At 62.1% G+C, this 17862-nt stretch carries 17 protein-coding genes; 10 read left to right on the top strand and 7 right to left on the bottom strand.

What is annotated here, in order from left to right:
* Window positions 1–298 precede the first annotated feature (298 nt).
* Both ACX80C_RS09545 and ACX80C_RS09540 read left to right on the top strand, forming a co-directional pair.
* Window positions 299–1258 (top strand): lantibiotic dehydratase C-terminal domain-containing protein, encoded by a 960-nt coding sequence (locus tag ACX80C_RS09545; protein WP_459326233.1) that lies wholly within the window; start codon window positions 299–301, stop codon window positions 1256–1258.
* 50 nt (window positions 1259–1308) lie between these two features.
* Window positions 1309–1500, top strand: a complete 192-nt coding sequence (locus tag ACX80C_RS09540; protein WP_459326232.1) for a hypothetical protein — start codon at window positions 1309–1311, stop codon at window positions 1498–1500.
* A gap of 69 nt (window positions 1501–1569) precedes the next feature.
* Here ACX80C_RS09540 and ACX80C_RS09535 read toward each other — a convergent pair whose 3' ends face one another.
* A complete protein-coding gene (locus ACX80C_RS09535; RefSeq protein WP_459326231.1) occupies window positions 1570–2058 on the bottom strand; it encodes a MarR family winged helix-turn-helix transcriptional regulator in 489 nt (162 codons plus the stop codon).
* 135 nt (window positions 2059–2193) lie between these two features.
* On the opposite strand from ACX80C_RS09535, the gene ACX80C_RS09530 reads away from it, so the two are divergent.
* Entirely contained in the window at window positions 2194–3216 is a 1023-nt protein-coding gene (locus ACX80C_RS09530) for a Gfo/Idh/MocA family protein (RefSeq protein ID WP_459326230.1), read from the top strand.
* Here the strand turns inward: ACX80C_RS09530 and ald are convergent.
* Window positions 3213–4325 carry an alanine dehydrogenase gene (ald, locus tag ACX80C_RS09525; protein ID WP_167995354.1) on the bottom strand — a complete coding sequence of 371 codons (1113 nt, stop codon included), beginning with the start codon at window positions 4323–4325 and terminating at the stop codon, window positions 3213–3215. The two genes, ACX80C_RS09530 and ald, sit on opposite strands and share 4 nt — an antisense overlap.
* A gap of 31 nt (window positions 4326–4356) precedes the next feature.
* On the opposite strand from ald, the gene ACX80C_RS09520 reads away from it, so the two are divergent.
* Both ACX80C_RS09520 and ACX80C_RS09515 read left to right on the top strand, forming a co-directional pair.
* Window positions 4357–4521, top strand: coding sequence for a hypothetical protein (locus ACX80C_RS09520; protein WP_459326229.1), 165 nt, complete (start codon window positions 4357–4359; stop codon window positions 4519–4521).
* A gap of 96 nt (window positions 4522–4617) precedes the next feature.
* Window positions 4618–5826: a PucR family transcriptional regulator gene (locus tag ACX80C_RS09515; protein ID WP_459326228.1), complete on the top strand. Its 1209-nt coding sequence runs from the start codon at window positions 4618–4620 to the stop codon at window positions 5824–5826.
* Here the strand turns inward: ACX80C_RS09515 and ACX80C_RS09510 are convergent.
* The 3 genes from ACX80C_RS09510 to ACX80C_RS09500 form a co-directional block, all read right to left on the bottom strand.
* The gene (locus ACX80C_RS09510; protein WP_459326227.1) at window positions 5806–6183 is read right to left on the bottom strand and encodes a helix-turn-helix domain-containing protein; all 378 of its coding nucleotides are present in this window, start codon (window positions 6181–6183) and stop codon (window positions 5806–5808) included. The genes ACX80C_RS09515 and ACX80C_RS09510 overlap by 21 nt on opposite strands.
* Before the next feature lie 503 nt (window positions 6184–6686).
* Complete coding sequence (locus tag ACX80C_RS09505) at window positions 6687–7292, bottom strand: DM13 domain-containing protein (RefSeq protein ID WP_459326226.1); 606 nt, start codon at window positions 7290–7292, stop codon at window positions 6687–6689.
* A 105-nt stretch (window positions 7293–7397) separates the two neighbouring features.
* Window positions 7398–8162 carry an SDR family oxidoreductase gene (locus ACX80C_RS09500; protein WP_459326225.1) on the bottom strand — a complete coding sequence of 255 codons (765 nt, stop codon included), beginning with the start codon at window positions 8160–8162 and terminating at the stop codon, window positions 7398–7400.
* 171 nt (window positions 8163–8333) lie between these two features.
* Between ACX80C_RS09500 and aceE the strand changes: the two genes are divergently transcribed.
* Window positions 8334–11033 carry a pyruvate dehydrogenase (acetyl-transferring), homodimeric type gene (aceE, locus tag ACX80C_RS09495; protein WP_459326224.1) on the top strand — a complete coding sequence of 900 codons (2700 nt, stop codon included), beginning with the start codon at window positions 8334–8336 and terminating at the stop codon, window positions 11031–11033.
* 68 nt (window positions 11034–11101) lie between these two features.
* Here the strand turns inward: aceE and ACX80C_RS09490 are convergent, their stop codons facing one another.
* Entirely contained in the window at window positions 11102–12112 is a 1011-nt protein-coding gene (locus ACX80C_RS09490) for a PHP domain-containing protein (protein ID WP_459326223.1), read from the bottom strand.
* Window positions 12113–12290: 178 nt separating this feature from the next.
* Between ACX80C_RS09490 and ACX80C_RS09485 the strand changes: the two genes are divergently transcribed.
* Window positions 12291–15089, top strand: coding sequence for a family 20 glycosylhydrolase (locus ACX80C_RS09485; protein ID WP_459326222.1), 2799 nt, complete (start codon window positions 12291–12293; stop codon window positions 15087–15089).
* Between the two features lie 128 nt (window positions 15090–15217).
* Here ACX80C_RS09485 and ACX80C_RS09480 read toward each other — a convergent pair whose 3' ends face one another.
* Window positions 15218–15760 carry a DUF805 domain-containing protein gene (locus tag ACX80C_RS09480; RefSeq protein ID WP_459326221.1) on the bottom strand — a complete coding sequence of 181 codons (543 nt, stop codon included), beginning with the start codon at window positions 15758–15760 and terminating at the stop codon, window positions 15218–15220.
* Between the two features lie 294 nt (window positions 15761–16054).
* On the opposite strand from ACX80C_RS09480, the gene uraD reads away from it, so the two are divergent.
* From uraD to pucL, 3 genes are read left to right on the top strand one after another with little or no spacing between them, the layout of a single operon-like run.
* Window positions 16055–16549, top strand: a complete 495-nt coding sequence (gene uraD, locus ACX80C_RS09475; RefSeq protein WP_459326220.1) for a 2-oxo-4-hydroxy-4-carboxy-5-ureidoimidazoline decarboxylase — start codon at window positions 16055–16057, stop codon at window positions 16547–16549.
* Window positions 16546–16887 carry a hydroxyisourate hydrolase gene (gene uraH / locus ACX80C_RS09470; protein ID WP_459326219.1) on the top strand — a complete coding sequence of 114 codons (342 nt, stop codon included), beginning with the start codon at window positions 16546–16548 and terminating at the stop codon, window positions 16885–16887. The genes uraD and uraH overlap by 4 nt, the downstream gene beginning before the upstream one ends.
* 1 nt (window position 16888) lies before the next feature.
* A complete protein-coding gene (gene pucL, locus ACX80C_RS09465; RefSeq protein ID WP_459326218.1) occupies window positions 16889–17836 on the top strand; it encodes a factor-independent urate hydroxylase in 948 nt (315 codons plus the stop codon).
* Window positions 17837–17862 lie beyond the last annotated feature (26 nt).

The raw sequence follows: 17862 nt of genomic DNA, 5'->3' as shown, positions 1-17862 counted from the left end.
AGGACCGCGTCACTTGCAATCTGACGGAAGGGAAACATCTTATGAAGAGGATCATCGGCGCTACAGCCGGCCTCCTTGTCGCAGCAGCAGCTCTGGCACCAGCATCCCCGGCTCTGGGAGCCGCAAGCTGGGATTGGCCCAAGTCTGTGACTGCCAGCTGGGACTGGCCCAAGTCAGTCGTTGCAAGCTGGGACTGGCCGAAATAACCAACTGAATACGGTTCGCGTCCTCAACGGAAGCAGCGAACCAACTAAAGACTCGCCCCAGCGGGGGTAACCAAAGCCCGAAGGAGGATGTCATGAGTCAGCTAACAGCAGTTCGAACCGCCTCACGAACAGCAACTGGCGCTCAATGGTGGCATCTCTCCACACAAGCAGGTGGCTTCGATGTAGCGGACGGCATCATTGGAGATCTGGTTACCCCGCTGGCGGCGCAGGCGCAGGTTCTGCGAGCCGGCAGATGGTTCTACTCACGGTGTATGAAACCATCTGCCGTACAGGTGCGGCTGCATATACTTGCGCAGCCTGGAACGATCGAGCGGCTTCAGACCTTCCACCAGGCGTTGGTGAAGCGCAGCAACCTCGATTTAGCGTCCCTTCCCTCCCGCCAGCACAGTTCTCCTCCTGCTGGCAGCGGCTATTATCTCCGTGGCATCGAGGACTCTGATCCACAGCTCGAAGCTGAGTTGTTCAAGTACGGGGGAGTCGAGGGTCTTCAGCTCGCAGAGGAAGCGTTCGAGCTCTCTTCGGAACTGGCCGCATGGGCCACCCAGCGGTTCGCCAAGATGCATAACCGGTCAGCGTTTGCCTCGCTGATCCTGTTCGACTCGGCCCGGAGCATGATGAAGGGCCCAAGGTCGGCGAGCTGGCCTGATCGCCGCCGAATCTCCTGGGACTACTACTGGGACAGCCACCTGAAGACCTGCACGCCGGACCTCGGGCCGCGCGGTGCCTCCGTCCGTGAAGCAATGATGACCCAGGTGAACGCAAAGGTGCCCGGTTTCCACGGACTGATGTCTGCAACTGCAGCGGAATCTGCTGTGCATAACTGGCGGCGGCGTTGGTTCCGGGCGCTGGACACCTACCTCTACCGGGCAGACAAAGCACGAGTGAGCCGAAGTGCGCAGCACCTCACCGTCCACCAGGCACACATGACGCTCAATCGTCTTGGCTTCACTCCGCGCGAAGAAGCCGTACTTGGCCTCTACGCACGTACGTGGACCGTAGACCGTGAGCGCACCCTCTTCAACCGAAACTGACTCTCACTGTGCCTCATCGTCAATAGAGTGACGAGAAAGGAGATCTCTCAATGCCCCGCAACGAAGACGTCATTCTCGCCACGGACGCACAAGACCTGAGCGAGGCCCTCGGATGCTCGCCCGACACGGTGGAGAACCTGCGCGGGATGGGTGTTATCGCATCCCAGGGCGAACTTTGGGATGTTGGACCAGCACGCGACTACCTCCGGGACGCAGCCTGGGCAGACAGCCTCTGGCACTGAGCCCGCCGGCAACACGGTGGGTTTCGCCAATGAATCGTTCAGCCCACGCGGCACGCACTGAACAATCGCTCATGCTTCCCGAACGTCGCCCCCCTCGCGAAGTCTGCTGATTAATGCCCCAAGTTCCTGCCGCAGGGTCGTGGTTCTCTGCGCAAACAGTGAGTCCTCAAAATCCCGCGCATCAGCGAGGATTGCCTTCCCGGCGTAGGTCAGTCGATATACGCCCGATCCCTCGTCCACGAGGTCCGACGCGGCTAGTTCCTGGAGCGCTTCTTCAACCGCAGATTCTGCCAGCAGGCACTGGCCTGCAATTTCGGAAACTCCTGCTTCCTGCAGGTCAGCGAGGCCGCTGAGAACCGTATGCCCGGCAGGGCTGAGTCCAAGAGCACCAAGCTGATCGTGAAGATGCTGTTGCACAAAGTGTGCGGCGGTGGTCAACATGAGCCGGGTTGACTGGTCAGGGTCAAGATATCCCCCTTCCTTCGCTGCGAAGGGCGTCGGCTGTTCATCAGCCGAATCAGCGGGATTTGATGCACTGGGGTCCTGAGCGGAAACCATGGGGTCCTTTTACTGCGAGGATCTCGTGGCCGCTGCTTGACCGGTTCCTGATCATAGTATGCGTTCGGAGAGCAACAAACTCGGTGTATCGAGCCGCACAGCGGTGCACCAGCCTCCGAGTCATATGCTGGGCGCATGACGAGAATCAGAACAGCAGTCATCGGGTTCGGGCTCGGCGGGCGGGTCTTCCATGCCCCCTTCATTGCCGCTAATCCGCGATACTCCCTCGACGTTGTGGTGACCTCGAACGAGGAGCGGATTGCACAGGTCCAGACGCAGTACCCCCAGGCGCGGATTATCCGCTCGGTGGATGAGCTGTGGCAGGAGGCGGATGAACTCGATCTGATCGTGGTGACGACACCGCCCGCCAGCCACGCACCCCTGGCGGAAGCGGCGCTCAAGGCGGGGGTCGCCGTCGTCGTCGATAAGCCCTTCGTGGCGAAGTCCGCCGATGGCGAGCGCCTGGTCGAGCTCGCCCGCGAGAAGGGCCAACTACTCACGGTTTTCCAGAACAGCCGGTGGGACGGCGGTTACCTCACCATTCGAAAGCTGTTGCAGGAGGGCGCCCTCGGTACGGTTCGTCGGTTCGAATCCCGCCTGGAGTCCTACAAGCCGCTCGTAACCAAACCGTGGAAGGCGAGCACCCCGGCAAGCGAGGGCGGCGGCATCCTCTTTGACCTTGGCCCGCACCTGATCGACCAGGCGCTGCAGCTTTTCGGGGATGCGGAGCTCGCCCACGTCGAACTGGCCGCCCACCGGGAGGAGGACGGGCCTGACGACGACGTCTTCCTTGCCCTGCATCATCACTCCGGCGTGATCAGCCATCTGTGGATGAACACACTGGCACCGCAGGCAGCGCCGCGCTATCGGGTAACCGGATCGAAGTCGGCGTACACCAAATGGGGCAAGGACGTGCAGGAAGCAGCAGTGGACGCCGGGATGCTTCCCACGGACCCGGGCTACGGCGTCGAGGACAGCCTCTCCTGGGGCTTACTGGGGTTCGACCAGCAGGCGGAGCGGATGCGGACAGAGAACGGTGCCTATCCGGACTTCTACGAACAGTTGGCCGCGGCGCTGGTCGACGGCGGGCCGGTGCCTGTGGACCCAGCCGACAGCCTGAAGGCGCAGCGCATTATCGAAGCAGCGCACAGGCTCTAGACCAGTTGGCGCCAGTCCTCATTGAGCTCAAGGCCGTGTGCGTCGGATACAGAGTGGTGTGCCACCGCTCCACTCGCGATATTGAGGCCGTGGACCAGCGACGGGACCGCTTCGAAGGCCCCGCGCACGCCCTTGTCCGCCAGTGCAATGCCGTACCGCAGGGTCACGTTGGTCAGCGCATAGGTGGACGTGTTCGGGACGGCGCCCGGCATGTTCCCTACGCAGTAGAAGAGCGACTGATGCACGGTGAAGGTCGGGTCCTCGTGAGTGGTGACGTGTGAGTCCTCGAAGCAGCCGCCCTGGTCCACGGCAATGTCTACGAGCACGCTGCCCGGTTTCATCCGGGACACCATATCGTTTGTCACGAGCTTGGGAGCCTTTGCGCCGGGGATGAGGACCGAACCGATCACGAGGTCGGCGTCGAGTACGGCACGCTCAATTTCGAACGCGTTGGAGGCGATGGTCTTCACCCGGCCCGCGTATTGCGCGTCGAGTTCGCGCAGTCGGGCGATGTTGATGTCGAGTATCGTTACCTCCGCTCCCGTGCCAACGGCCATCGCGGTCGCGTTGGTTCCCGCAACGCCCGCGCCGAGCACAACTACCTTCGCAGGCCGGACGCCGGGTACGCCGCCGAGCAGGAGGCCGGGGCCCCCCGACGGCGCGGTCATCACCTGGGCGCCGACCTGGACCGAGAGGCGCCCGGCAACCTCGGACATCGGCGCGAGAAGCGGAAGTGCGCGTCCCTCCTGCACTGTCTCGTAGGCGATCGCCGTTACGCCGGACTCCATGAGTGCGTGCGTGAGCTTGGGTTCGGCCGCCAGATGCAGGTAGGTGAACAGCACCAGGCCCTGCCGGAAACGGTGGTACTCCTCGGCGATGGGCTCCTTGACCTTCATCACCATGTCCGCGCGCGCCCAGAGGTCGTCGGCGTCCTCGACAATCTCGGCGCCCGCGGCGATGTACTCCGCATCGGTGATGTTGGAGCCGACGCCCGCAGACTTCTGCACGAGCACCGTGTGCCCGTGAGTGCGGAACTCGTGGACACCGGAGGCGGTGATGGCCACACGGAACTCGTTGTTCTTCACTTCTTTGGGGACGCCGATGATCACGGGATTCTCCGTTGCTCGTAAGGGTTCGGTTATGGCCGGCAGAGCTTTTGGCCCGGCACTTACAGAATACGAGCGGGTCCGCTCCTCCGACAGGGCCGAGTCAGCGGCACCAAGGGCACGGGTACGACGACGGCGCGTGGCGTCGTCGTCGTACGGTTCACTTTGGCGCGCACACGCGGAGGAGGACGTGTTGTGATGGTCGTCACTACCACAGGGTGCGATGTGAAGCCATTCGACATTTGTCGAGTCCTGGGCCGTCAAGTGTCGTCGGGTTGATCCCTAGGATGGAGGAGTGCAGACAACGGAGGTGGAGCGGGAAGTTGAGCGGATAGCCACCCGGCTTGGCCGCGGACTCTCCCTGGAGGACCTGGACGGCGTGCTATTGGCCTATAGCAGCCACCAATCCTCGGCTGACCGCGTACGCGTCAACTTCCTGCTGAGCAAGAAGGTGCCGGCCGATGTGAGTGCCTGGCAGTTGAGGCACGGCATCGCAACGGCGGTGCGGCCGGTTGCGGTTCCCGCCAATGATGAACTGGGGATGCTGGGCCGGGTATGCGTGCCGCTCCTGGTGCGCGGCTTCCGGGTGGGATACCTGTGGGTGCAGCAGGACGTCGATGAAGACTCCGCACAGCACATTCTCTCCCAGCTACCGGGTGTGCGGGACGGGATGGACCGGCTCGCCGCACTGCTGCTGGAGGGAAACACGGCGGGTTCGGAGCACCGGAGCAGGCGGGAGGCAGTCTTCCTTGCCACGCTCGATCGTGATGGACCGGCAACGGAGGACCTCGCGGGGTGGCCGGAACTCAGCGGAACCGCGCCTTGGCACCTCACCGTTCTACTCGACCCCGCGCGGCCCACGGGAGGCGACGTGCAGGCCGCCACACTCGCTCACAGTACGGCCGCGCTGCAGGCCACGGTCGGCGCCGAGCCGGTGGCGTTCAGTGCAGGAACGCCGTCGCACGCGATTCTGTTGTTCCGCCATGAGTCCGGCCGCGCGGAGCAGGCGGCTATTCGGCGTCGTTATGCCGAGCGCCTTGCGACGGTGACCGGAAATCCGGCGGATCGCCTGATTTCCGGGACCAGCGAGCCGTTCGCGGCACCCGACGGACTTGCGGGCGCGTATGAGCAGGCGCGGTGGGCAGCGCAGGCGTCAGCCGTGGATGCGCAGCTGGGTGACGCCGTGGATTACCGCTCGATAGGGGTATTCCAGTTCCTTGCCGGAGGGGGGTGGCAGCGGTCTACGGCCCGCTCCGTGTACTTCGCTGAGATCGAGGATCATGACCGCAACCATGAACTGCTTCCCGTCCTGGAGCTTTTATACGACAAGAACGGTTCAGTCCAGGAAGTCGCGGAACAGCTTCACCTGCACCGCAGCAGTGTGTACAACCGACTGGCGCGGGTGCGGTCGATCATCGGCGCCGATCCGCTGAGCGGGCAGGTCCGGCTCGAATTGCACCTCGCGCTCAAGACCCGCCGCTGGTCACGCCGACCCCGCATCTGACTTCCGCTGGGAGGCGAGCCAGGCATCAATAGCGTCCCGGCGAATCCGCCGGTGCGTCCCGCGGTATTCGACCGGGATGGTGCCGGCGTCGGTCAGGTTCCGAAGATACGTGTGTGAAATGCCGGCTGCTTCTGCCGCCTGTGAGGTGGTCAGTGTCTCCGCGACCGAGGTCACGGTCACGGAATCACCGGCCGCGAGGCGGTGCAGGAGGTCGACGACGGCGTCCCGAGCCTGGGCGGGCAGCTTCACTGCGGTGCCGTCTACGAAGACAGTGACGTCGTCGTTCTCGCTTATCGCCCGTGACAGGGAGCGCTGCTGGGTCCCGGAGAGAGCGGGGGCCGTGCGGGAGCGGATCATAACCCTTATTGTGCCAATCAGCCGGTAATTAGGTACGCGTGGACTTCCGCAATTTGCATTCAAACGCTATCGTTATTAGACCTTAACTAAGCGAGCTTAGTTGTTGCTCCTCTTAACTACTTGTACTCACTTGCGGTTTGGAAACGGTGGACAAACAATGACGATTATCAACCCGGACCATCGCAGCACAGGCCTCCCATCGACTGGAGGACTGGCAGAGCGGGACAGCGCGCTGCCGTGGTGCGAGCGATGCAGTACGGACGAATTTCTGATCTATGAGGATTTTGTTCCGGCGCGTGTCTCCTCGGAAGGCAGGGACCTTATCCCTGCGAGTGTCAGCTACTCCTGTTCCGTGTGCGGTTCGTTCAACGGGCATCAGGTTCCGCCCATGTGGAGCCCGCCGCACTGGTTCTGGTACAGCTGATCCTTCTCGGAAAAGTCTCGAAGAAGCCTCCCGTGTTCAACACCGGGAGGCTTCTTCGTATTCTGACAGTCAGGCGCAGTCACGCCCATTCAAGCTGTGCCGCGCCAAACGAGACACTGAACTGCACGCACCACAGGTCGACGGCGCGAAATGTGGTGAGGTCCACATCGTCGGGAATCTCGTAGACCTGGTTGCCTTGGTTGCCCTTGATGATTCCCAAATCCACAAAGTCGGCGGACCCGGCCGTGTACCAGCCATCGGGGCCTTCGACCACATCAGCGGCGCTGAGCCAGACATGCACGTCCGGACCGTTGGAGGTATCAAGGTTCTCCAGGGTCAGCACCCGCTGCCCGTCAGGCTGTTCGATGATTCGAACCGTTCCCGATGTTGCGTGCTCGTGGCTGATCAGGGAGCCCTCGGCCAGCTGGACCGGTCCAGCTGGGACCTCGTCGGTCGCTTGATCCGTGGGAAGCGAGCCAGGGGAAACGGATGCCTCCGGTAAGCCCGGAGTCTCGGGCGGCTCAGTTGCTGTCGGGGTAAGGACTGTGGGCAGCGATTCATCGACGCGGACATCGATGAACAGAAGCCAGGGTTTGAACACTGTCAGGCCAATCGCCAGGACCGCCGCGGCGACTACCGCCGTAGCTATGATCCAGACTCTCCTACGTCTACGCGTTGAGCCCATGGGGTAAAGCTAGCAGGCAAAGGACCCTTTGAGGGGTTTGTTTGGGCATTCGTTATGGAAACTGTGCCTTCGCCTGCGAACGTAGCGAGCTTCGGCGTCTAAACGTTAGCCGCGCCCGATGAACGGCATCCCGCTCGCCGTCATGACCACAGTCCCGATGCTTGCCGACGCCGGCAGTTGCACCATGTGCAGTACCGTGCGCGCCGCTTCCTCGACGGGGAACGTTGGTTCAACCCGCCGGGAGCCGTCCGCCTGCAGCGCCCCCTCACCCACGCCCAGAGTGTCCATCAGGTCGGTGTGCGTATTCCCGATGTCGATCTGTCCGCAGGTGATGCCGTAGGGGCGCCCGTCGAGTTCGATCGACTTCGTGAGCCCCGTGATGGCGTGCTTGGTAGTCGTGTAGGCGGCTGAGCGTGGGCGGGGAGAGTGCGCTGCGATCGACCCGTTGTTGATGATTCGCCCACCCTGCGGGTCCTGCTCCTTCATGAGCCGGAATGCCTCAGCCGCACACAGGAATGAGCCGGTGATGTTGACGGCGACCGTGCTGGACCACTCCTCTAAACCGACCTCGTCCACAGCCCCCGCGGGTCCGAAGATCCCGGCGTTGTTGAACAGGACGTCCAGCCGACCCCAGCGTTTGCGCACCTGCGCGAAGAGCCGGCCAACGTCGTCGTGCTTTGAAATATCAGTGGGCACCACCTGCGCAAGCTCCCAGCCCTGGGCGGTTTGTTCCAGCGGTTCGCGGCGCCGGCCGGCGAGTACGACGGCGTAACCCGCCTCCAGGAAGGCATGCGCCACTGCGCGCCCAATACCGGAGCCGGCGCCGGTGACGAGGGTGATGCGGGGACCGCTCTCTGGCGAGTGGTTCATGACGTACGCTCCTCGTTCCTGACATTCTGATCTTCGTGGTCGTTCACTGTAGGTATCTAATGGAAGTATTGTTCCACAATGTGGAACCGTTTAGTGCAAAACATGTGCGACGACGGACAGAGCAACGCAGATGCCCAAGGATGAGCTCCGGGGCGTGAAAGAGGTTTTGGGATGGCTGCTGATCAGGGGATTGTGGGTTCGGGTTCTGTGGATTCGGATCCGGAGGAGACGGCTGAGTGGGTTGAGTCGTTTGATCAGTTGGTTGATGTGCGGGGGTCGGAGCGGGCTCGTGAGGTGTTGGGCCGGTTGCTGGCCCGGGCTGGTGGCCGGTCTGTGGGGTTGCCGCCGGTGGTGACCACGGATTATGTGAACACGATCCCGGTCGATGAGGAACCGGCGTTCCCGGGGGATGAGGAGATTGAGCGGAAGTACCGGGCGTGGATGCGGTGGAACGCGGCGGTGATGGTGCATCGGGCGCAGCGTCCGGAGATTGGTGTGGGCGGTCATATTTCCACGTACGCGGGGGCGGCGACCCTGTATGAGGTGGGGTTCAATCATTTCTTCAAGGGGAAGGATCACCCCAGTGGTGGGGATCAGATTTTCTTCCAGGGCCATGCGTCCCCGGGCATGTACGCGAGAGCGTACCTGGAGGGGCGGCTGACCGAGGAGGACCTGGACGGGTTCCGGCAGGAGAAGTCCAAAGAGGGTCACGCGCTGTCTTCGTATCCGCACCCGAGGTTGATGCCGGAGTTTTGGGAGTTCCCTACGGTGTCGATGGGGATCGGGCCGATGAACGCGATCTATCAGGCCCAATCGAACCGGTACCTGCAGAACCGGGGGATCAAGGACACCAGTGGGCAGCAGGTGTGGGCGTTCCTCGGGGACGGGGAGATGGATGAGCCCGAGTCGCGGGGACTCCTGCAGTTGGCGGCGAATGAGGGCCTGGATAACCTGAATTTCGTGATCAACTGCAACCTGCAACGCCTGGATGGGCCGGTGCGGGGTAATGGGAAGATCATGCAGGAGTTGGAGGCGTTCTTCCGTGGGGCCGGGTGGAACGTGATCAAGGTGGTCTGGGGCAGGGAATGGGATGACCTGCTTGAGGCTGATACCAGTGGGGATCTGGTGAAGATCATGAATGAAACCCCGGACGGGGACTATCAAACCTACAAGGCTGAATCCGGTGGGTTCGTCCGGGATCACTTCTTCGGCAAGACCCCTGCCACCAAGGACCTCGTCGCTGACATGAGCGATGCCCAGGTGTGGGGCCTCAAACGCGGTGGACATGACTACCGGAAGGTTTACGCCGCCTACAAGGCCGCCACCGAATTCACCGGTAAACCCACCGTGATCCTGGCCAAAACCGTCAAGGGCTACGGACTCGGCGCGCACTTCGAAGGCCGCAACGCCACCCACCAAATGAAAAAACTCACCCTCGGCGACCTCAAAGACTTCCGCGACCACCTCCGCATCCCGATCTCGGATGAGGCTTTGGAAGCCGACCCGTATGCGCCTCCCTATTACCATCCCGGGCCGGAGTCAAAGGAGATCCGCTACCTGCTGGACCGGCGTCGCGAGCTTGGTGGTTTCCTTCCCGAGCGCCGCACCCGGGCGAAAGCACTCGATTTGCCGGGAGACAAAGCGTACGAAGTCGCCAACCGCGGATCGGGCAAGCAGCAGGCGGCGACCACCATGGCCTTTGTGCGTCTGTTGAAGGACCTGATGCGGGAGAAGGGCCTTGGTTCCCGGATTGTTCCGATCGTGCCGGACGAATCCCGCACTTTCGGCATGGATGCCTTCTTCCCGACCGCGAAGATCTACAACCCGCACGGACAGAATTACCTCTCGGTGGACCGGGACCTGGTGCTCGCGTATAAGGAGTCACCGGCCGGCGCCATCCTGCATCCGGGTATCAACGAAGCAGGGGCCGTAGCGGCTTTCACGGCTGCAGGCACGGCGTACGCAACGCAGGGTGAGCCGTTGATCCCGGTCTACGTCTTCTACTCCATGTTCGGGTTCCAGCGCACGGGCGATTCATTCTGGGCGGCGGGGGACCAGATGACCCGTGGGTTCATTATCGGCGCCACCGCCGGCCGCACCACCCTCACCGGCGAAGGCCTCCAACACGCCGACGGCCACTCACCGCTGCTGGCCTCGACCAACCCTGCGGTCATCACCTACGATCCCGCGTACGGCTACGAACTCGGCATCATCATGCGTGCCGGACTCGAACGGATGTATGGTGCGGATTCAGCGGATCCGAACGTCATGTATTACCTGACCGTCTACAACGAGCCCATCATCCAGCCGCCGCTGCCCGAAGGGCTCGACGCCGAGGCGGTCGCGCGCGGTCTCTATCGGCTCAAGCCGGGGCACGACGACGATGGCGCCGCCCCCAAGGCGCAGATCCTCGCCTCCGGTGTGGCAGTGCCATGGGCTCTCGAAGCGCAGGAACTCCTTGCCGATCACTGGGGTGTTTCCGTGGATGTGTGGTCGGTAACGTCCTGGACCGAACTACGCCGTGACGCCCTCGCCGCCGAGGAAGACGCCTTCCTCAACCCCGGCTCGGAACCACGCGTGCCCTTTGTCGCACAGCAACTCGGCGAAGCACCTGGACCCATCGTCGCCGTTTCCGACTATATGAAAGCCGTCCCGGACCAGATCCGGCAGTTCCTCCCCCAGGACTTCGCCACCCTGGGCGCCGACGGCTTCGGCTTCTCCGACACCCGCGCCGCCGCACGACGCCACTTCAAGATCGACTCACACTCCGTCGTCGTACGCACCCTCGAACTCCTCGCCGAACAAGGAAAAGTCGACCCCGACACACCCCGCCAGGCAATCGAGAAATACTCGCTGCTCGATCTCCCCTGAAAATCGAGTCAGCAGGACACGCCGTGTATGCCCGGTCTGAAGCGGCGTGTCCTGCTGAGTCGATGGGATTATGAGCGGGCCCAGTCCAGGAGCTTTTCGAGCGGCCAGGTGGTGACGATGCGCTCGGGTGAAACACCGTTGGCTTCGGCGCGCTGCGCACCGTACTGGAGGAAGTCGAGCTGGCCCGGGGCGTGGGCGTCGCTGTCGATGCTGAAGAGGCAGCCGGCGTCGAGTGCTAGCTGAATCAGGTCGTCCGGTGGATCCTGGCGTTCGGGCCGCGAATTAATTTCGACCGCGACGTTGTGCTCGGCGCAGGCTGCGAAGACCTTCTTCGCATCAAATTCGGACTGCGGGCGCTGACCGCGCGAGCCCTGGACGAGCCGGCCGGTGCAATGGCCCAGCACGTTGGTGTGGGGATCGCGGATGCCGCCGAGCATGCGTTCGGTCATCGTGCGGCGGTCCGAGCGTAGTTTCGAGTGGATGCTCGCGACCACGATGTCCAGCCGGCCCAGCATCTCATCCGACTGATCAAGCGTGCCGTCCTCCAGGATGTCCACCTCGATGCCCTTGAGCAGGCGGAAGGCGCCGTCGTCGTTGATTTGTTCCACCACCGTGAGCTGGTCCGTCAGCCGTTCCGCGCTGAGGCCGTTCGCTACTTTGAGGTTGGGGGAGTGATCTGTGAGAGCGAGGTACTCGTGGCCGAGCGCGCGGGCCGCTTCAACCATGAGCGGGATCGGGCTGCCGCCGTCGGACCAGTCGCTGTGGCTATGGAGGTCTCCGCGGAGCTTGGCCCGGAGTTCACTGCCGCCGTCGGCCAGTGCTTCTTTCGAACGTTCGCGAAGATCCGCCAGGTAGGCGGGGACGTCGCCGTCGAGCGCCTGGGTGATCACCTCGAAGGACCGGTTACCGATGCCCTTCATCCGCTTGAGGCGGCCGTCGCGGGCGCGTTGCGCGAGCTCCGCCGGCTCCAGTTCGGCGATCGTTTCTGCTGCCCGGCGGAAGGCCTGCACCTTGAAGCTTGGAGCCAGTTCACGTTCCAGCCAGAAGGCAATCTCGTTCAGGGCTGCGGCAGCGTCCATCCGCCCATTCTGCACCATCGTGCAATGAGCTTCGAGGCGGGAGCTTTGGCCCCTCAATGAGCAGATTCGTTAGGACGGCTTCACGAGCCTATTGCTTCAGCGAACCTATTAGGCGATTATTAGTGATTACCTGATCCCCATTTCAGTCAGTAAACGTCACGCTGGAGGCAATGAAGCCATGATGTCCGGGAGTCTCACTCGAAGTACCCGCTCTAATCCGCGCAAGTCCAGCTTTCGTCTGGCCGCTGCCGGCGTATCAGTGATGTTGACGCTGGGGAGTATTCTCTTTGCCACCGCTGGCGCCTATGGCGCGCCGGAAGGTGCGGCGTCGGGCCAGGCACCGGTTGTTCTCTCGCCAGCCGACGTGGCCGACGATCAGCAGGCCCAGATGGCCAACATGGTTGTTCCCCGGCTCTCTGAATGGAGTTCATCGGACAACACCGTTCAGCTGAACGCGCGCACAAGGATTCTGCTGGATCCGAAGACGGCGCGTTCATGGACGACGGGTGCAACTCAGCCAGGTCTCTCCCAGCAGACCGGCGACCGGGTTGCACGGCAGTTCGCCAACGAACTTGAGGCAATCACCGGTCTTCACTCGCCTGTAAGCCGGGGTGTTGCGTCCGCGAGCGGCCACGACATCCTGTTCTCGCTTGTGAGTGACCCTGAGCTCGGTGCGGAGGGTTACCGACTCGACATAGGCAGCGGCCCGACCACTGTCGAAGCCAATACCAGCACTGGCTTGTACTACGGCACACGCACCCTCGAGCAAATGCTGCAAGCCTCTGCGGACGGACGAACGCTCACAGCCGGGACCGCTCTGGACACGCCGGATCAGCCGATGCGTCAGGTCATGCTTGATGCGGGCAGGAAGTATTGGGAGATCGACTACCTGAAGAACCTGATTCGGCAGATGTCGTGGAACAAACTGAACACTCTGTACCTGCAGTTCTCCGATTCGGAGGGCTTCCGACTGGACAGTCCGAAGTTTCCGGGACTCGCCGATCCTGACGTGAGCTACGACAAAGCGGAGATTGAGGACCTGGTGGCGTTCGCCGCAGAACATCACGTGATGCTGGTGCCCGGCATCGACATCCCGGGTCATGCCACGGTCATCAGCGACGCATTTCAGACCGGCTTCGGAGACTATGCGAACGCCTGCACCAACGCCCACATGCACAGCCATTTGACCATCGACTGGGTTGTCGACATTACCGAACAGCGGACCTACGACATCACCACCGGTCTGCTCGAGGAATTCCTGCCTTGGTTCGATGCCCCATACGCCCATCTCGGAGCCGATGAACTCCCAGGCCAGTTGGGTAACTGCCCCAAGGTTCAGCAATACCTGGCCGCAGATCCCGAACTGAGTACGCTGGGTGACCTCGCGACCGACTTCATCAACCGAATGGACAGGGTTGTTGCTGAACACGGCAAGCGTTCCATCATTTACAACGGGGTTGAGCACATGGCCTCTCCCCAGCAGGATGTGAATGAGGACGTAATCTTCATGACCTGGGAAGGTACGGGCTCGGAGCCGATTATCAATGGTCACGATGAGATTGCCGTCGGGCCGTTCTATCTCACGCCGAACAACTACCACAGTCTGTATCCGGACGAGGCATGGATGTATGACGAGTGGGTGCCCAGCGTCGCCGGCGACATGCTCGGAAGCGGCTTGATGAATTGGGCTGACTACAACTTTTGGGCCAAGGATCAGCACTTCGAGCAGCTAATGACAACCCCGAGGGCTATCCTCGCGGACCGTTCATGGAATGCCTCTCCAACCCCGGACGGGGTGCAGGACTTCAAAGCCCGACTTGGCGCGATCGGCACTCCGCCTGGGCTGACTGTGTCTCCCGCACCGCAGCGCGTGAACGATGCCAAAGCGAGCCACCACTGGACGTTTGAGCCGGCACCGTATCCATCCGGCTGGACCTATGCAGGCAGTCAGGGCCAGACGCTCTTCGTCGGAGACGAAGCGGGTGAACTGCACGGAACCTCCTACATCATCAACAATCCCGAGCACATTGATGACGGCATTGAAGGTTCGGCGTTCAGATTCAATAATGACCGCGACGGAGTGGGCTTCGGTGGCCTGGATACAGCTCCTCCATGGACTATCTCGGCGTGGGTGCGCACCAGCGCGCAGATGGGTGACTCGTCGCTCCTGAGCTCAGGGGAGACGGCGATCAAACTGCAGCAGTACCAAACCTGCGGTCGGGTCGGATTCACCGAGAAGGGCGTTGCCGACCACTCCTTCGACTACAGCACTCCGCTCAATGAATGGGTTCACCTCACGATGGTTGCCGGACCGGAACAGATATCGCTGTACGTCAACGGGGAACTGCGTGATGTTGCGGACGCATCCGTCAATTTGCCCATGCGCTCCATCGGAGACCTCGGATCAGGAATTCGCGGTGACCTGGACGAGATCAAGGTGTACGACGAAGCGCTTAGGGCCGAGGAGATAGCTGGTGCGTACGAGGCGTATGGCGTCCAGGGGTCCGATAACCAGATGGAGTGTCTGAATAACGCCGCTCTCGGCAAAGCCGCGGAGCAAAGCAGTACCGCGAATAACGGCGTCGCAGCGCGTGCCGTGGACGGGAATACCAACGGAAGCTTTGGCGGTCAGTCGGTCACGCACACAGCTGAGAACGGATCACCCGAGCCTTACTGGCAGGTGGACCTTGAGACCAATGTGTCCATTAGTGAGATTGGAGTGTGGAACCGTACCGACTGCTGCGGTTCAAGGCTCGATGATTACTACGTGCTGGTCTCAGACGAACCGTTTGTCAGTACGGATCTGGACGAGGTGCTGGCCCAGTCGGGAGTCACAGCGTTCGAGCAGACCCAGCCGGCCGGCTCTCCGACGCGGATCGACACAGACGATCTACAGGGCCGGTACGTGCGAGTCCAGCTGCGCGGAAACGCCGTGCTCTCCCTTGCTGAACTCCAGGTCTTGACCACGGATAGCTAAAAGAGGCAGCTCGTCCCCTGGCACGACAACGCGGCGATCCCTCATTCCGCGGGGATCGCGGCGTTTGCCTTGGTTCCGGTGTGCTCATCCGCCGTCCCGCAACTTGTACAGCACGGGCAGGGAGGGCACTACCGCCCGGTATTGCCCTGCCCGTAGCTCTGTCCTGGGTGGTCGTAGCCCCCGGCGCCTGGTCCGTATCCGGCGTTCGCATCAAAACGCGCGCCCTGGGGATTGCTGGGCAGGAACATGAAGACCAGCACGACAATGCTGCCGCCGGGAATGAAGCTGAGCAGGTACCACAAACCGCTGAAGTTGCCGTCGTGCAGGCGACGCACGCCGACGGCGATGCTCGGAATGAGGATTGCGAAGCCGTACAGGGATACCAGGACGGCGCCCACGATAAGCCCGCCGCCTGGAGTGCCCGTCTCCGGATCCATACCGATGAAGGCTCCGGTAATCATGACGATCGACAGCACCATGCTGACGAGGAAGTTGAACAGCACCACCCACCAGTACTCGCTCCGGCTCGCACGGCCTGAGAAGGTGGCGTACTTCTTGAAGAACCGCTTCACCGCTGAACCGAAAGATGCATCGTGGAGCGGCTGGTCAAGTGGGGCGTCTGAAGAGGCCTGCGTTGAAACAGGGTGGTAGCTCATGGTGGTGCCTTTCATGGTGAGACTGTCAGCAATCACAGTAGTCAGCCCGAGCGACTTTGTAGATGGGGACATCTCCCCGGGTTACGGCTCAACCCGTATGATGTGACCTACACAACACAACAGTCGGTGACAGAAAACTCTTGACAGAGAAGCTGTGACGAGGACTACAATGAATTCGGAATAAAGATTCCACGATACAAAAACTAAGCGGTACACAAACTACCGCCGGAGACATCGAGTCAAATCGAATTCGTTCGAGGGTAAGGGTGTTCAGCGCCGGCGTTAGCGCTCTACAGAAAGCTGACACCCATGAGCTTGTCCACCCTCAATACATCCTCCCCGGCGGAAGCGGCCGGCATCCTGAAACCATGCGTTGATATCCCACGCTGGATCAATGCGATCGTCGATGCCCGCTCCTTTTCCTCCGAAGCGGAACTGATCGACTTCGCCGAACACGCGGCGTACCCCTGGACCGAGGCCGAGATCGACGGCGCCCTCGCCCACCACCCGCGCATCGGCGAACGTGCCCAGGGGAACACCGCAGAAGCAACGATGTCCCGTGGTGAGCAGGCCGCCGTCAGCACCGCCGTCGAAACCCAAACCGCGCTCCAGGACGGCAACCGGGCCTATGAGGAGAAGTTCAACCGCGTCTTCCTCATCCGCGCGGCGGGCCGCAGTGCCGAGGAGATCCTCGCCGCACTGAACGAGCGCCTGAACAACTCGCCCGAACAGGAGCTGGACATCATCGCAGGCCAGCTCCGCGAAATCGCCATCCTACGACTCAAGGGGGTCCTTGCAGCATGAGCCGCAGCCACATCACCACCCACGTGCTTGACACGGGGACCGGAAAGCCCGCCGCCGGCGTCGCCGCCCGGCTGGACCGGCAGGAATCCGGCGGCTGGCACGAGATTGCCTTAGGAACCACCGACGACGACGGCCGCATCGCCTCCCTGGGGCCTGAGGCTCTGGAGCGGGGAACCTACCGGATCGAATTCGAGACCGGAAAGTACTTCGCCGCGGCCAGTACAGAGACCTTCTTTCCTTCGGTCTCGCTCATCTTCGAACTCACCGACCCGGCACAGCACTACCATGTGCCGCTTTTGATTAGCCCATTCGCCTATTCCACCTACCGAGGAAGCTGACATGACTGCAACAACCACTGAACAGAGCAATGTAACCGGCGCAGCGGCCAACACCGGCCGCATAGTCCTGGGGCGCAACCAGTACGGCAAGGCCGAATGCAGGCTCGTCAAGGTCACCCGGGACACCGCCCGCCACCAGGTCGAGGACCTCAATGTCACCTCGCAGCTGCACGGCGATTTCGAGGCCGCGCACACCGAAGGCGACAACGCACAGGTTGTCGCAACCGACACCCAGAAGAACACCGTCTACGCATTCGCCCGTGACGGTGTGGGTTCGCCCGAGGCGTTCCTTCTCCGCCTCGGAAAGCACTTCACCGAGAACTTCGAATGGGTGACCGGTGGCCGCTGGGCCGCAGAGCAGTACTTCTGGGACCGCATCAGCGACCACGATCACGCGTTCCTCCGCAATAAGTCCGAGACCCGCACTGCCGTACTCCTGATTGAGAACGGGGTTCGCCACATTGTTGCGGGCATTCAGGACGTCACCGTGCTGAAGTCAACCGGCTCGGAGTTCCACGGCTACCCCCGCGATCGGTACACAACCCTGAAGGAAACCACCGACCGCATCCTTGCGACCGATGTGACGGCGCGCTGGCGCTACAACCCGGACGTGACCGACATCGATTTCAACGGCATCTACGCCAGCGCGCGAAGCATCATGCTCGACGCGTTCGCGCAGACCCACTCCCTGGCGCTGCAGCAGACCCTGTTCCAGATGGGCAAGCAGGTGCTCGAGGCCCACCCCGAGATCGAGGAAATCAAGCTCTCCCTGCCGAACAACCACCACTTCCTTGTGGACCTGGAACCGTTTGGCCTGGACAACCCCAACGAAGTCTTCTTTGCGGCAGACCGGCCGTACGGGCTCATCGAGGCAACCATCGAACGTGAGCGCGAGGGGGACACAGCAGGCGAAGCACGGATCTGGGAAAACATCCCGGGATTCTGCTGACCAAAAAGAGCGGCCGGACACCTGCA

This window comes from Arthrobacter tecti, from assembly GCF_054511355.1.
Note: the sequence above shows the minus strand (reverse complement) of the source record. Positions and strands in the feature narration are given on the sequence as shown.